The following is a 15006-nucleotide window of genomic DNA, read 5'->3' as shown; positions in this document are numbered from 1 at the left end:
CCGAGCGTCAGCGAGGCGACGTCGTGAGTCGAGTCCTCGCCGTCAGCGACCTGCACCTCGGTCATCCCGGCAACCGGGACCTGCTCGACCGGATCCGGCCCACGTCGCGCGGTGACTGGTTGATCGTGGCAGGCGATGTCGCGGAGAAGCCCGAAGCGCAGCGGCGCGCACTGTCCACGCTGCGCGAGCGATTCGAGAAGGTCGTGTGGGTGCCCGGCAATCACGACCTATGGACCACCGCGCGCGATCCGGTGTCGCAGCGCGGTGAGGGACGCTACCGGCGCCTCGTCGAGATATGCCGGGAGATCGATGTGGTGACGCCGGAGGATCGGTATCCGGTGTGGTCGGGTCCCGGCGGACCGGCGGTGCTCGCGCCGATGTTCCTGCTCTACGACTACACCTTCCTGCCCCGAGGGGCGCGGACCAAGGACGAAGGCCTGGCGCTGGCCGAGGCCCGCGGCACGGTGGCGACCGACGAGCAGCTGCTCGACCCTGCGCCGTACGAGTCGAGGGAGGAGTGGTGCCGACGGCGCGTGGACTACACGCGCCGCAGGCTCGACGCCCTCGATCCCGCGGTGCCGATGGTGCTGATCAACCACTTTCCGTTGATCCGCGGGCCGGTCGAGCGGTTGCTGCGCGCGGAGTTCGCGATGTGGTGCGGCACCGAGCTCACCGCCGAATGGCATCGCCGCTACCACGTGCGGTGCGTGGTGTACGGGCATCTGCACCTTCGCAGGACCGACTACTTCGACGGAGTGCGGTTCGAGGAGGTCTCCGTCGGCTATCCGCGCGAATGGCGGACGCGTGGCCTGCCCGATCCGCTGTTGCGCCAGATCGTTCCGGAGCCCGCGGACCTCGCGCGTCCGGCCGGTGGTCTCGGTCGGCGCTCCGCCGACCGGGCTGTGCGGCTGGCGCGCTCGATGGCCCGCCGTGCCTCGGTCGGCAAGTGATGAGGGACGATGACCGAAATCAGTGATACCAGAACCACATTCGAGCAGGCGCTCGGTGTGGACCAGCCCGCTCTTCGGCAGTTGAGCCCCGCTCGGCTCGCCGATCTGCTCATGCTGGTCCACGGCGCGCCGCAGCGGGATCGCGCCGCGGCGGACACCGAGCTGCGCGAACGGCTCCAGCGCATGCCGTGGGGCGCCCGCGTCGTGGTGCGCGTGGCACTGCTGGGGAGGCGGCGATGAGCGACCGCGCGACCGCGACCCAGCTGCGGAAACTGGCCGTCCTGCTGCATGTTCCGGTGGAGCGCATCGACTATCTGGAACCCCTTGGGGCGCGCGAGATCGCGGCGCTACGCGAGCACATCGCCCGCTACCTGCACGGCCGGTACCCGGAGTCCTATCGGCGGGTCATCCGGCTCGGCAGGCTCGCGCCGCCGCGGCTTGGCGTCCCGTTCGCGACCCGTGTCCTGCCGCCGCGCATGCTCGGCCGGGCGCTCAGCGGCGGGGTGCTGGCGGGCCGCGGCGCGAAATCGACCGCGATGCTGACCGGTGTGCGACCGGAGGTGCTCGCGGACGCGGCGCCGTACCTCGATCCCGCGGTGATCGCGACACTGCTCGAGATCACGCCACCCGACGTGGTCGGCGGCGTCGTCAACGAACTCATGACCCGCGAGGACTTCGACACCGCCGACCTCTTCGCGGACCAGCTCACCGGGTTGCTCATGAGCGCCCAGCAATCCACCGCTCCCGCGCCGCCGCACGACCACCCGGCGCCGCGGGGACGGTGGCGAATACTGCGCGGGAGGGGACAAGCGTGACCGCGACTCAGCACGGCCGCTACGAAGTCGTCGTCATCGGGGCCGGATTCGCGGGTCTGTGCGCGGCGATCAAGCTGCGGCAAGCCGGAATCCACGATTTCGTCGTGGTCGACAAGGCCGACGACGTCGGCGGCGTCTGGCGAGACAACACCTATCCCGATGTCGGCGTGGACGTTCCGACCTGGGGCTACAGCTTCTCGTTCGAGCCCAATCCGGACTGGGCCCACGTGTACGCCAAAGGTCACGAGATGAAGGCCTACGCCGATCACTGCGTCGAGAAATACGGTGTCCGAGCGCATTTGCGGCTCGGCACCGAGGTCCTCGCCGCGGCGTTCGACGAGGACGCGCACCTGTGGCGGCTGGAGACCGGCCGCGGCGTCCTGCGCAGCAGGTATCTCGTCGTCGCCTACGGCGGTCTCGGCCGACCGAAAGTCCCGGCGATCGACGGCCTCGACACGTTCGCGGGCCCGGTGATCCACAGCGCCCGCTGGGATCACGGCTATTCGCCCGAGGGCAGGCGAATCGGTCTGATCGGCACCGGGTCCTCGGCGGTGCAGATCATTCCCGAGCTCGCCGATCGGGCCGAGCGGCTCGTCATCTTTCAGCGCACGCCGATCTGGGTGATACCCAAGCCGGATTTCCGCATCCCCATGTTCGTCCGGCGCGCTTTCCGTGCGGCGCCCTGGCTGCTGCGTCCGGTGCGCTGGGCCGTGCTCGTCTGGCTCGAACTCATCTACACCTGCGTCTTCCGTTTCAAACTCCCCGCCTTCATGACCCTGCTGCAGGGCATGTCGATCCTCACGATGCGGTGGCAGATCCGGGACCGCGCCCTACGGGAAAAGCTCACGCCCCATTACGGTTTCGGCTGCAAGTTCCTGACGTTGTCGAACAGGTACTACCGCTCCTTCGCCCGTGATCACGTCGAACTCGTCTCCGACGACATCGTCGCGATGACCGAGAACGGAATCACCACCGCCGACGGACGGCACCACGAGATCGACTCGCTGATCCTGGCCACCGGTTTCGAGGTGCTGGAACGTGCCAACCAACCGAAGTTCCCGATCACCGGAGTCGGCGGCGCCGATCTCGGTAGATTCCTGGACACCAATCCCAAAGGCCACTACGAGGGCGTGACTTTGCCCGGCTGGCCGAACTGTTTCACCGTGCTAGGTCTCTACGCCCAGACCGGCACGTTCTTCGGCAGCGTCGAGGACTCGGTCGACCACGCGATCCGCTGCATCACCGAGGCGCGGGGGCGCGGCGCGACCCGCGTGGCGGTGCGAACCGAGCCCTACGACCGCTATGTGCGGGAGATGATCGAGCGGCAGCAGTCCTCGGTCTTCTACCACTCCAACTGCGAAGGCGTGCACACCTGGTACTTCGACGCGCGCGGCGATACACCACTGTTCCGTCCGACGAGCAGTGCCGAGGCGCGGCGCCGCGTGCGGCGCGTCTCGCTCGACCACTACGACTTCACCTCGGTCGCCGAAGGTGACCGCGACGACCGCGAGCGGGAGGCCTCATGACCACGCCGTCGATCCGCGACGTTTCCGAGACCGCGCGCTGGGTCGCGGTGTACCGGGCCATGGAATCGGCACGGCCGGACGCCCTGTTCGACGACCCCCTCGCGGCCACCCTCGCGGGGTCGGCGGGGGAGAGCCTGGTCTCGTCGAACATCCTGCCTCCCGGGGCGCGCAACCACTGGCCGACGGTCGTCCGGACCAAGCTCGTCGACGACATCGTGATCGAGTCGCTGGCCCGCGGGTGCGATCGGGTGATCAATCTCGGCGCCGGCCTCGACACGCGCCCCTACCGGCTGCGCCTGCCCGGCGAGCTCACCTGGCACGAGGCGGATCTGACCGAGTTGATCGCGTACAAGACGGCCCAGCTGGCGGACCGTGATCCGCACTGCCGCTTACGAACTCGCGCCGTGGACGTCACCGACCGGACCGCGTGCGCGGAGTTCCTCGCCGAGGCCACCGCGGGCGCGCGCTCGGCGCTCGTGCTGACCGAAGGGCTGCTGCCCTACCTCGAACCGCGGCAGGTCCGCGCGCTGTCGGACACATTGCGGGATAGTGGCATTCGCTGGTGGGTGATGGACCACTGGTCGCCCGTGATGCTGCGCGCGGTGAATCTGACGATGGGCCGCCAGCTCGGCTCCGCGCGTTGGCGTTTCGCGGCCACCCTGGACTTCTACGACGGCTGGTCGGTCGACGTGGCCCGCTCGACGTTCCGCGCGGCCGCGCGATGGAAGCGGGCGCCGCTGCAGTTCGGCCCTTGGCGGTGGGTGCCGGAGACCGGACTCCGCGGTCGGCCCGAACGCTCCCGATCCTGGTGCGGCGCCGTGCGATTGGCGAACTTCCGGTGGAAGGACGCCGCATGAGTCACGTGGTGGTCATCGGCGGCGGTTTCGCCGGGCTGCTGGCGGCGGCGGCCGTCGCGCCGTACGTCGAGCACGTCAGCGTGCTCGAACGCGACCGGTTCCCGGAACAGCCCGCGCTGCGCCGCGGTGTGCCCCAGGCGCGCCACCCGCACCTGTTCGTCCCCGGCGGCGTCGCCGTCGCCGAGGAATTGCTGCCGGGTCTCACCCAGCGCTTGGTCCTGGCCGGCGCACACCGCGTCGGCATGAACGCCGACCTGCTGCTGTATTCCGGTGCCGGCGGGTGGATGCCGCGGTATCCGACGAGCCGGTACGGCCTGACCTGCAGCAGGCGGTTGCTCGACCACGTCGTCTACGACATGGTGCGGCAGTGGCCCAATGTCGAGTTCCGTGCCGAGACCGCGGCGGTGCGTTTGCTCGGCGACGCGCGCGCGGTCACGGGCGTGGAGGCGCGTACGCCCGACGACGAGACCGAACGGCTCGACGCGAGTTTGGTGATCGACGCCACCGGCCGGGGTTCGCGGACCGTCGAATGGCTGGCGAGTCTCGGAACGACCATCGCGCCGCCGGAGATCGTCGACTCCGGTCACACCTACACCACGCGGGAGTTTCGCGCGCTGCCCGGTGCGGAGACCGGCTTCCCGATGGTCATCGTGCAGGCCCATCCGGCCTCCGGCAGACCGGAATACAACGCGCTGTTGCTGCCGATCGAGGACGGCCGGTGGCTCGTCACCGTGGGCGGCACCCGTGGCTGCCGCCTGCCCGCCGACGAGGACGAGTTCCGCGAAGCGGCCCGCAGGTGGGTGCGCGCGCCGCTGATCGGTGAGCTGATCGCGGACGCCGCGCCGCTGTCCTCGATCCAGCGTTCCCGCAGCACCGTCAACCGGCGGCATCGCTTCGACCGGTTGCGGGAATGGCCCTCGGGGTTCGTGGTGATCGGCGACGCGGCCACGGCGCTGAATCCGACCTACGGCCACGGTCTTTCCGCCGCCGCACGCTGCGCGGGCGTGCTGCGTCGAGCGGTCGCACGCGGCGCGCCGGATTCCCGCAGGTTGCAGCGCGCCGTCACCGGCGCAGCGAACTATCCGTGGCTGACCGCGATCGGCCAGGACCTGCACTACCCGAACACCACCGGCGCGCGTCCACGCTGGGTCGACCGAGCGGGCAAGCGGTACGGCGATCGGCTGCTGCGCGCCGCATCGGAACGCCCGGAGCTCGGGACGCGGCTGATCGAGGTCATGTTCCTGGCCCGTCCTCCGTCGCTGCTCGCCCATCCCGCGGTGCTGTCGGGGGCCGTGCGCCGCCCGCGGTGCGCGCCGCCCACCGAACCGCCGCTGACGCCGGGGGAGCGCGGGCTGCTCGCCAGGAGGCAGGTCGGATGAACGACACCGGAGAGCCGATCGCGATCGTCGGTATGGCTGGCCGATTCCCGGGCGCCGAAGACATCGACGAGCTGTGGGAGTTGCTGCTGGCCCGCGGCGACGCCATCCGTCCCGTGCCGTCCGAGCGGTGGGATGCCGACGCGCCGCTGGACGGATCGAAACGCATTCAGGGTGTCGGCGGATTCCTCGACGGCGTCGACCGGTTCGACGCCGCGCTGTTCGGCATCTCGCCCCGCGAAGCCGCCGACATCGATCCGCAGCAGCGGATCATGCTCGAGACGGTCTGGCGCGCTATGGAAGACGGCGGTATTCCGCTGGCCGAGGTGCGTGGTCACCGCGTCGGCGTCTACATGGGCGCGTCCTGGCACGACTACGAGATCCTGCGCAGGCAACGGCAACTCGGGGCCAGCCAGCACAGCCTGGTCGGTACGGCACTCGATGTGATCGCCTCGCGAGTGTCGTATGTCCTCGGGCTCACCGGGCCGAGCATGACCGTCGAGACCGGCTGCTCCTCGGCGCTGGTGGCGCTGGACCTCGCGGTGCGGGCGATCCGCTCCGGCGATGTCGAGTCCGCCATCGTCGGCGGCGTGAATCTGCTTCTGGCGCCGGAGGTCTCGATCGGTCTCACGCACTTCGGCGGTCTGTCGCGGACCGGCCGCTGCGCGGCGTTCGGCGCCGGTGCGGACGGGTTCGTCCGCGGCGAAGGCGTGGCGGCCGTGTACCTGAAGCCGTTGCGCGCCGCCCGCGCCGACGGCGATCCGGTGCGGGCCGTCGTCTTCGACAGCGTGGTGAACAACGACGGCGGCGGCGACAGCCTGGTCACACCGAACCCGGCGGGCCAGCGCGACCTACTGCGCCGCGCCTACCGCACCAGCGGAGTCGACCTCGGCGACCTGGCCTACGTCGAGGCGCACGGGACGGGAACGGGCCGAGGCGATCCGATCGAGGCGCTGGCGCTCGGTGAGATCCTCGGCGCCGACCGCCCCGCCGAACACGGGCCGCTGCCGATCGGGTCGGTCAAAACCAACATCGGCCACCTGGAAGCGGCCGCGGGCATCGCCGGATTGGTGAAGGCCGTGCTGTGCCTCGAGCACCGGCGCGTGCCGCCCAGCCTGCATTCGGAGACACTCAATCCCGAGATTCCCTTCGACGCGCTGAACCTGCGTGTCGTTCGCGAGCCGATCGAGCTCCCCGCGGACCGGCCGTGCTACATCGGCGTCAACTCCTTCGGCTGGGGCGGCACCAACGCCCATGTCGTCCTGCGCTCCGCCGATGCGGTGGTCGAGGACGTCTCCGCCGGGCCCGCCCTCGGTTTCCTTCCGGTCTCGGCCCATACCCCCGACGCGCTGCGCCGCCGCTGCCGCGACATCGCCGACCTGCTGGACAGCGAACCCGAGCGTTCCGGGGCCGTGATCGCCGCGCTGGCCCGTCGCGGCACCGCGCACCCGTTGCGCAGCGCGGTGCTCGGCGAGGATCCCGTCGAACTGGCCGCCGCACTGCGAGCGCACGCCGAAGACCCGTCGGCGCGACTGCTTTCGGTGTTGTCCGGCCGCGCCGCCGATCGTGGCGACGTAGCGTTCGTCTTTCCCGGTCAGGGCGGTCAGTGGCACGGGCTGGCGGGCGCGTTGTACGGCGTGGACTCCGCCTTCACCGACGCGCTCGACGCGTGCTGCGCCGCACTCGCGCCCCATGTCGACTGGGACGCCAAGGCGATCGTCACCGGAGCGGGCGGTGCGGGCTGGCTCGACCGTGTCGACCAGGTGCAGCCCGTGCTGTGGGCACTGGCTTGCGGCATCGCGGCGATGTGGCGGCGAGCTGGAATCGAACCCGACGTCGTCATCGGACACAGCCAGGGCGAGATCGCGGCGGCGACCGTCGCGGGCCTGCTGAGCATGGCCGACGCGGCGACGATCGTCGCCCGCCGCAGTGCCGCGCTGCGCACCGTCGCGGGAACAGGGCGCATGCTGGCGGTGGATCTCGGCATCGACGAAATAGCTTCGGCCGTCGCGGGTTTCGAGGACCTGGTCGCGCTTGCGGTGCACAACGGCCCGCGCTCCTGCGTGCTCTCCGGCGACACCGACGCCATCGAAGCGCTGCGGGAGATCCTGACCGCCGAGGGCGCCTACTGCCGGTTGGTCAACGTGGACTACGCCTCGCACAGCCCGCGGATGTCGGTGCTGCGGCCGCGGTTGCTGTCCGAACTGGCCGGCATCACGCCCCGGCCTGGCCGCGTCGAGATGATGTCCACCGTCTCGGTGCGCAAGGTGACGCCGCGGGATCTCACCGGGGACTACTGGATCGAGAATCTTTGTCGACGTGTGCGTTTCGCCGAGGCGATGTCGGCGCTGTACGACGACGGCGTCACCCACGTCGTCGAGATCAGTCCGCATCCCGTCCTGCTGCCCGCCGCGGAGCAACTGGCCGCGACGCGCCCGCGACCACCGGCGGTTCTTCCGTCGCTGTACCGGGACAGCGATCCGGTCGCCGAGATGAACCGCGGTCGCGCTCGGGCCTACGTCGCCGGTCTTCTCCCGTTCGCCGATGTCGAGGCGCGCGACGTCGCGCGGCTGCCCCGGTATCCGTTCCAGCCCGAAAGCCATTGGCTGCCTTCGGCAATCGCACCGGAAAGCCGCGCCACCGAGTCCTTGCGGGTAGAGGTGGCGCCGAGTTCTCTGGAATCCGGCGCTTGGCTGGCGCGGGTGGGGGACCTGTCCGGCGCGTTGGGGTGGCTCGCCGACCACCGGGTCGGCGACGCGGTGCTCGCGCCCGCCGCGATGATGACGGCGCTCGTGATCGCCGCTGTGCGAGCGCGATTCGGCGCTTGGCCTGCCGCGCTGTGCGATCTGCGGTTCGTCGACACCCTCGTGCTCGGCGTGCGGCCGGTGCGCGTGGAGGTCAGCATGCGCGACGACATCGCGGCACGAACGAGCTTCGAGGTCGCGTCCCTGACCGGCGACGCCGACGGCTGGGTCGAGCACGCGCGCGGCCAGGCCGAGCGGTCTGCCGAGCCGACGGACGCACCGGCCGCGTTTCCCGCAGGCTTGCTCGACGCGGACCCGGTGCCGGTCGCCGACTTCTATCGCGCCTGCGAGCGGCGCGGCCTGCACTACGGTCCGCGGTTCCAGGTGATCCGTGAGCTGCGGGTCCGTGGCGACGGCGCGCTCCGGGTCGCACTGAGCCGGGTCGCGCTCGGCGAACAGTGCCGCGCGCAGACCGGCCGCGCGGAACTGCACACCGCCCTGCTGGACGGGGTATTGCAGACCGCCTTGGCACTGTTCGACGACGAGCGGACGATGCTGCCCGCCGGAATCGACGAGTTGCGGTTCTACGGTGAACCGGCGGGATACATCGATGCCGCCTGGGCTTACGCGTCGCGCCGATCCGAGACCCAGGTGGACATTCACCTCTTCGCCGACGATCACGCACCGCTGGCTCGGATCGGCGGGCTGCACCTGCATCCCATCGAGGGCGAACGGACCGGCGGGCGTCGTTCGGACCGGGAGTTCATCCTGGCCTTTCGGTCCGTCCCGCGCGAACAGCGCACGCTCGCTGCCACTTTCGTGCTGAGCGGTGCCGCGCACTCGCATGCCGAATTGTCCGTGGCGCTGCGCGACGCCGGTGGACCCGCGGTCTCGGTCGAGCCGGAGGTGCCCAGCTGGGCGGGCAAGACCGTCGTGTTCCTGGCGCCGACCGGCCGCGACGGACTCGACGCTCAGCGCAACGGGTTGACCGAACTCGCGACGCTGGTGCGGCGCTTCCACGATGCCACGGCGACACCGGCCCGGCTGGTCGTGGTGACGGCGAACGCCCAGGCCGCGGAACCGGCGGATCGTCCGGACCCAGGTGGCGCGCTGTTCTGGGGATTCGTGCGCGTGTTGCGCCGGGAACACCCCGAATTGTCCGCCGAACTCGTCGATCTCGATCCGGCGGGCGGGGCGGGTGTCGCGGCGTGCGCGGCCGAGCTGCTCGCCGCCCCGGGCGACGACCAAGTGGTGCTGCGCCGGGGCGGCCGCTACGTCGGTCGGCTCGAACAAGGGACGCGGGCCGATGGCGCTACGAGTGCGCGGCCGTTGCGCGCGGCGGCGCAGCCCTTCTTGCTCCGGTCGGCGCCGGGACGGTTCTGGGATGGATTGTCCTTCCGGCCCTTGGACATTCGTGCGCCGGGCGTCGGTGAGGTGCTGGTGGAGGTCGAGGCCGCGAGCCTCAACTTCATGGACGTCATGAAAGCCACCGGCGCTTATCCCGACAACTCGGCGGGCAGCGAGTTGCTCGGTGCAGAATGCGCGGGCGTGGTGCGCGCAGTCGGCGTCGGGGTCGGCGATCGTGCGATCGGCGATCGGGTCGTCGCCTGCGGATTCGGTTCGCTGGCTTCGCATCTGACCGTGCGCGCCGACCACACGGCGGTCGTACCGGCCGACATGCCCGCCGCGACCGCGGCCGCGCTGCCGATCGTGACCGCCACCGCCTGGTACGCACTGGTCCGGCTGGCGGCGGCAACCGCCGACGACACCATCCTGATCCATTCCGCCGCAGGCGGTTTGGGATTGGCCGCGATCGGCGTCGCCCGTGCGGTCGGCGCGACCGTGATCGCCACGGCGGGCACCGAGCGGCGCCGCGCGTACCTGCGCGACACGTGCGGTATCGAGCACGTCTTCGACTCGCGTTCGCCCGACTGGCCGGACGACGTACGCGAGGTGACCGGTGGGCGCGGCGTGGACATCGTGCTCAATTCGCTCGCGGGGGCGGCCATCGACCGCGGCCTGGACGTACTGGCCGAGGACGGCCGCTTCCTCGAGGTCGGCAAGAAGGACATCTACGCCGACCGCAGGATCGGATTGGGCGCCTTCGCCAAGGGGATCACGGTCAGCGCGGTCGATCTGGCCGGGCTCATGACCCGACGGCCCGAACGTTTCGCGACGGTGTTGCGTGAGACCTGGCGCCAGGTCGTGTCGAAACGGCTCGCCGCGCCGCCGGTGACGGTGTACGACTTCGCCGACGGTCCGCGCGCGCTGCGACAGCTGGCCGACGGCACCCACGTCGGCAAACTCGTACTGACTCGGCCGGGCACAGTCGACAGCATCGTTCCGGAGCCGATGCCCGACGGCCGGTTCCGCGGCGGCGGGACGTATCTGATCACCGGAGGACACGGCGCGCTCGGTCGCAGTCTGGCCGCCCACCTGCTCGCGCACGGAGCGGGGGCGGTGGCGCTCGTGAGCCGCGGCACCTCCGATCCGGGGCCGAGGTCGTCGGATCCGATCCACGACTCGGGGCGCGACCCCAATTCGGTTGTGGTGCGCGAATATCGGGCCGACGTCGCCGATCGCGCGGCGCTCGCCGCCGTCCTCGATGCCGTCCGAGCGGAGCTGCCGCCGTTGCGCGGCGTGTTCCACGCGGCGGGCGTGCTCGACGACGCGACCGTCGCCACGGTGTCTGCGGAGCAGATCGAGCGGGTGCTGCGACCGAAGATCGACGGCGCCCGCCATCTCGACGCGCTCACCGCCGACGATCCGCTCGACGCGTTCGTGCTGTTCTCCTCGGCCGCCGCGTTGATCGGCAACCCGGGTCAGAGCGCCTACGCGGCGGCCAACGCCTATCTCGACGCGCTGGCCACCGCGCGCAGGCGGGACGGGCGGCCAGGCACCAGCGTCCAGTGGGGTCCGTTCGAGGACATCGGCTTGGCGGCGACGCGGGACAACAGGGGCGCCCGGTTGGCGGCGCGCGGCCTCACGGGCATCAGCGCCGCCGACGCCTGGAAAGCACTCGATTGCTTTCTGCGCGAGAACCGCCCGGTGGTCGGATACCTGTCGCTCAACCGGCGGCAGTGGTTCGACGCCTACCCGGACTGCGCGGCCCAGTCGAGCTGGCGCGCCCTACGGGACAGCGCCGAGGTCGGCGGCCGCGACACCGGCGCCCACGACTTCCTGGACACCCTCGCCCGCGCCACCCGCGACGAACGGCACCGGCTCGTGCACGCGAAAGTCACCGAAATCGCCGCGCAGGTGCTGCGCATGCCAACGGCCGGTCTGGACGGTGCGACGCCGCTCAAAACCTTGGGCCTGGACTCGCTGATGAGTCTGGAGATGCGCAACAAGTTGGAATTCACCTTCCGGCTCGAGCTTTCCGCGACCGTGCTGTGGACCTACGGAACGACCAAGGCGTTGTCCGGCGCGATCGGCGAGCGGCTGGCGGCCGCGACCCCCACCCGAGAGGAAGCGATATGAACGACACCGACCTCGCGCCCGCGCCGCAGCCCGCCGACGCCGCGCTGCGCCGCGCGACCGAGACGATCCGCAAACTGCGCGAGGAGCTGACCCTGCGCTCGGCGACCGGACCCATCGCGGTGGTCGGTGTCGGTCTGCGCCTCGCGGGCGGCATCACCGACCTCGAAGGCCTGTGGGCGGCGCTGCTCGCGGGACGGAACCTGGTGGCGGACATGCCGATCCACCGCCGCTGGCCCTTCGAGGACGAGTGGACCCGGCTGCCGACCGTGGGCAGCTTCATCGAGGACGCGCTGCACTTCGACCCGGAGTTCTTCGGCATCAGCCCGCGCGCGGCGCAGTCGATCGATCCGCAGCATCGGCTCCTGCTCGAAACGACCTGGGACGCCATGGCGCACGCCGGTCTGGAGCCGAACGGGCCGCACGAGGAGCCGATCGGCACCTTCGTCGGGATCACCGGCCGCTTCGACTACGCCGACTGGTCGGGGCGGCACGTCGACGCGCACTCCGCGCTCGGCAACGGCCACAGTTTCGCCGCCGGCCGCATCGCCTACTCCTTCGGATTCACCGGGCCCGCCATCGCTTTCGACACCGCGTGCTCCTCGTCGCTGGTGGCGATCCACCACGCCGTCCAATCGCTGCGCCGAGGGGAGTGCGCGCTCGCGGTCGCCGGTGGCGTGAATCTGGTACTGGCGCCGAACTCGACCCGCCTGATCGAGCAGACGGGCACCCTCGCGCCCGACGGGCTGTGCAAGTCCTTCGACGCGCGGGCGAACGGGTATGTGCGCGGGGAAGGGTGCGCGACGGTGGTGTTGAAGCGTCTGGCGGACGCCGAACGCGACGGCGACCGGATCCTCGGCGTCATCCACGGCAGCGCGGTCAATCAGGACGGCCGCTCGTCGGGCTTCACCGCGCCGAACGCGCGGGCCCAGCAGCGCGTCATCGAGGCGGCGCTGGCCGATGCCGGATGCTCGGCGGCCGACATCGGCGTGGTCGAAGCGCACGGAACGGGCACCTCGCTGGGCGATCCGATCGAGATGAGCGCGATCGTCGCCGCGCTCGGCGCCCGCAACGGTGGCCGTGCGTTGCACGTGGGGACGTTGAAGACGAATCTCGGGCACCTGGAAGCGGCCGCCGGTGTTGTCGGCCTGGTGAAGGCGCTGCTGTGCGCGCGCGAACGTGTCGTACCGCCGCTGGTCCATTTCGGCACGTTGAATCCGCGAATCACGCTCGACGGCACGGACATTCGGGTGTCTGGAGAGACCGCGCGCTGGTCGACGGAGGATTCCGGTCCGCTGGCGGGGGTGAGCGCGTTCGGCATCATCGGCACGAACGCACACGTGATCGTGGGGCCGGCGCCCGTGCGCGCCGCCGAGGCGGCACCGAACGGGAGATTCGGCGAGACGGTCGCGCGGCGGGCGCGGAACCGAGTCGTCTGCGTGCCCGCCTTCCTCGGCGCGCCGCCCGCGACACGATGAGCGAGTTTCAGCGAAAGGTGTTCCCATGGCGAAGAATTCGGCCCGCGCCCGTGCCATGTCGAGTCCGAGGGCGTTCCATCTGCTGATGAACCTGTATCCGCCGCTGCTGTTCACGGGGGTGCGGATCCGGCACGTCGCCGAAGACTGGAGTTCGGTACGGGTCTCGCACCGGGTGCGGGCCTGGAACCGCAACGTCAACCGTTCCGCCTTCGGCGGCACCCTCTTCGCGATGACCGACCCGTTCTACGCCGTCATGGCGGCCGGCCAGCTCGGCGGCGGCTATCGCATCTGGAACATCAAGGGCGCCATCGAGTTTCTCGCCCCCGGCTACGACGTCGTCACCGCGACCATGCTTCTGACGCCCGACGAGGCGGCGGCGATCCGCGCGCGAGCCGACGACGCCGGCCGCTCGGTCAGCACGCACGTCACGGAGATTCGTGCCGCCGACGGGAGCCTGGTGGCCCGCGCGACCCAGGACCTGCACGTCCGCCGCCTGACCTGAGCGGTTCTCGGGGACAACGCGTTCAGCCGCGGGGAGCTGGTCAGTAGGCGGTGAGGCAGGACGAGGCTCGGCGACGGCACGGTCGGCCGCGCCGAGACTCGAGCTTGGCTATCGAGCGGAATTCGCTTGCCGCTCCGCCAATTCGGCGAGACGTTCGATGGACGCGGACAGCTTGTCCGCGGTGGTGGCACGGGCGCGCACCAGCCGCTTCTCGTCGGTCAGCGCGGTCCAGTCGTAGGTGTGCGTCACCAGCGTGCGACCCTCGCCCACCCGCTCCAGCTCCCAGCGCCACAGGTGACCGGGCGGCTGCTTGCCCGGCTCCGACGGTCGCCACGCGATGCGGGCGCCCTCGGCGAACTCGACGACATGGTTGTCGCGCACGGCGCCGTTCGTGAGCGTCATGCTGAAGACGTCGCCCACGGCACGCACCCGCTGCCCGGTCGGCGCCTCGGCGAGGTTGTCGTTGCCGTCCCACCGCGGCTGCTGCGTGGGATCGGCGATCAGCTCGAAGATGTCGGCGGAGTCCGCCGCGATCTCACGACTGGCGCTGACGAGGCGGATTTCATCGGTCTGCTCGGTCACGTGCGGTATCGAACCATCTCAGGTCGCGTCAGGCCAGGAGGGTGTTCACTTCGTCGGCGTACAGGAGGGCGGGGTCGAACTCCATTCCGGTGAAGTGCCCGGCGAGTTCGAGGGAGAGGACGCCGTGGAGCCGGGTCCAGAAGGAGACGGCGCGATGGAGGGTGGCGGCGGGCACCGCGTGGCCTTCGGCCCATCGGCGGTGGTCGTCGAGGTGGACGTCGAACGGTGTGGTCGGCTCGCCGGTGGGCAGCGCGGCGAAAGCCTCGATGAGTACCGACATGATTTCGGAGGAGATCGCGGTGGTGTCGTCGGGGGCGTGGTAGCCGGGGACGGGCGTGCCGTAGAGGAGGAAGTAGCGCTGCGGGTCGGCCAAGGCCCATTCCCGCACGGTGCCGGCCAGCCCGGCGACGTCGGCGCCGGAGTCGAACGTCGCGCGCATCGCGTCGGCGAGGCTTCGATAGGCATCTCGGATCAACTCGGTGATCAACTCGTCGCGGCTGGCGAAGTACCGATACAGCGCTGGACCGCTCATGCCGACGTGTTTGGCGATCGCGTTGAGCGACAGCGCGGACACGCCCGCCGTGGCGATCTGCTCCCACGCGTGCTGCTTGATCTCCTCGCGCACCTGGGTCCGGTAGCGCTCGCGCGAACTCGCTCCGGCGGCCATCGTCCACCACCTCCTCATCGGCTGGTTACGCC

Annotated in this window: 11 protein-coding genes; 9 read left to right on the top strand and 2 right to left on the bottom strand. The window is 70.7% G+C overall.

The window, feature by feature from the left end; genetic code table 11:
• The first annotated feature begins 23 nt into the window (after positions 1–23).
• The 9 genes from NAM01S_RS01545 to NAM01S_RS01505 are packed head-to-tail and all read left to right on the top strand — an operon-like array spanning position 24 to position 13725.
• Entirely contained in the window at positions 24–950 is a 927-nt protein-coding gene (locus NAM01S_RS01545) for a metallophosphoesterase family protein (protein WP_169810783.1), read from the top strand.
• Between the two features lie 9 nt (positions 951–959).
• Positions 960–1190, top strand: a complete 231-nt coding sequence (locus NAM01S_RS35610; RefSeq protein WP_067778176.1) for a hypothetical protein — start codon at positions 960–962, stop codon at positions 1188–1190.
• Positions 1187–1765, top strand: coding sequence for a hypothetical protein (locus NAM01S_RS35605; protein ID WP_067778175.1), 579 nt, complete (start codon positions 1187–1189; stop codon positions 1763–1765). Before NAM01S_RS35610 ends, NAM01S_RS35605 begins: the two co-directional genes overlap by 4 nt.
• Positions 1762–3291, top strand: a complete 1530-nt coding sequence (locus tag NAM01S_RS01530) for a flavin-containing monooxygenase (protein WP_067778174.1) — start codon at positions 1762–1764, stop codon at positions 3289–3291. The genes NAM01S_RS35605 and NAM01S_RS01530 overlap by 4 nt, the downstream gene beginning before the upstream one ends.
• On the top strand, positions 3288–4148 hold the full coding sequence (locus tag NAM01S_RS01525; RefSeq protein WP_067778173.1) for a class I SAM-dependent methyltransferase: 861 nt from the start codon (positions 3288–3290) through the stop codon (positions 4146–4148). Before NAM01S_RS01530 ends, NAM01S_RS01525 begins: the two co-directional genes overlap by 4 nt.
• Positions 4145–5527 carry an NAD(P)/FAD-dependent oxidoreductase gene (locus NAM01S_RS01520; RefSeq protein WP_067778172.1) on the top strand — a complete coding sequence of 461 codons (1383 nt, stop codon included), beginning with the start codon at positions 4145–4147 and terminating at the stop codon, positions 5525–5527. The genes NAM01S_RS01525 and NAM01S_RS01520 overlap by 4 nt, the downstream gene beginning before the upstream one ends.
• Positions 5524–11748 carry a type I polyketide synthase gene (locus NAM01S_RS01515; RefSeq protein WP_067778171.1) on the top strand — a complete coding sequence of 2075 codons (6225 nt, stop codon included), beginning with the start codon at positions 5524–5526 and terminating at the stop codon, positions 11746–11748. Before NAM01S_RS01520 ends, NAM01S_RS01515 begins: the two co-directional genes overlap by 4 nt.
• Positions 11745–13223 (top strand): beta-ketoacyl [acyl carrier protein] synthase domain-containing protein, encoded by a 1479-nt coding sequence (locus NAM01S_RS01510; RefSeq protein WP_067778170.1) that lies wholly within the window; start codon positions 11745–11747, stop codon positions 13221–13223. Before NAM01S_RS01515 ends, NAM01S_RS01510 begins: the two co-directional genes overlap by 4 nt.
• Positions 13224–13248: 25 nt before the next feature.
• Positions 13249–13725: a DUF4442 domain-containing protein gene (locus NAM01S_RS01505; protein WP_084482254.1), complete on the top strand. Its 477-nt coding sequence runs from the start codon at positions 13249–13251 to the stop codon at positions 13723–13725.
• Positions 13726–13833: 108 nt separating this feature from the next.
• Here the strand turns inward: NAM01S_RS01505 and NAM01S_RS01500 are convergent, their stop codons facing one another.
• On the bottom strand, positions 13834–14307 hold the full coding sequence (locus NAM01S_RS01500) for an SRPBCC family protein (RefSeq protein WP_067778168.1): 474 nt from the start codon (positions 14305–14307) through the stop codon (positions 13834–13836).
• 28 nt (positions 14308–14335) lie between these two features.
• Positions 14336–14974 (bottom strand): TetR/AcrR family transcriptional regulator, encoded by a 639-nt coding sequence (locus NAM01S_RS01495; RefSeq protein ID WP_067778167.1) that lies wholly within the window; start codon positions 14972–14974, stop codon positions 14336–14338.
• Positions 14975–15006 lie beyond the last annotated feature (32 nt).

This window comes from Nocardia amikacinitolerans NBRC 108937, assembly GCF_001612615.1.
Classification (GTDB): domain Bacteria; phylum Actinomycetota; class Actinomycetes; order Mycobacteriales; family Mycobacteriaceae; genus Nocardia; species Nocardia amikacinitolerans.
Note: the sequence above shows the minus strand (reverse complement) of the source record. Positions and strands in the feature narration are given on the sequence as shown.

What these genes read in the sequence shown, in the direction of transcription:
- NAM01S_RS35610 (WP_067778176.1), top strand. Translation starts at nt 960, where the DNA reads ATGACCGAAATCAGTGATACCAGAACCACATTCGAGCAGGCGCTCGGT.
- NAM01S_RS01495 (WP_067778167.1), bottom strand. Translation starts at nt 14,974, where the DNA reads ATGGCCGCCGGAGCGAGTTCGCGCGAGCGCTACCGGACCCAGGTGCGC.
- NAM01S_RS01505 (WP_084482254.1), top strand. Translation starts at nt 13,249, where the DNA reads ATGGCGAAGAATTCGGCCCGCGCCCGTGCCATGTCGAGTCCGAGGGCG.
- NAM01S_RS01510 (WP_067778170.1), top strand. Translation starts at nt 11,745, where the DNA reads ATGAACGACACCGACCTCGCGCCCGCGCCGCAGCCCGCCGACGCCGCG.
- NAM01S_RS01525 (WP_067778173.1), top strand. Translation starts at nt 3,288, where the DNA reads ATGACCACGCCGTCGATCCGCGACGTTTCCGAGACCGCGCGCTGGGTC.
- NAM01S_RS35605 (WP_067778175.1), top strand. Translation starts at nt 1,187, where the DNA reads ATGAGCGACCGCGCGACCGCGACCCAGCTGCGGAAACTGGCCGTCCTG.
- NAM01S_RS01520 (WP_067778172.1), top strand. Translation starts at nt 4,145, where the DNA reads ATGAGTCACGTGGTGGTCATCGGCGGCGGTTTCGCCGGGCTGCTGGCG.
- NAM01S_RS01515 (WP_067778171.1), top strand. Translation starts at nt 5,524, where the DNA reads ATGAACGACACCGGAGAGCCGATCGCGATCGTCGGTATGGCTGGCCGA.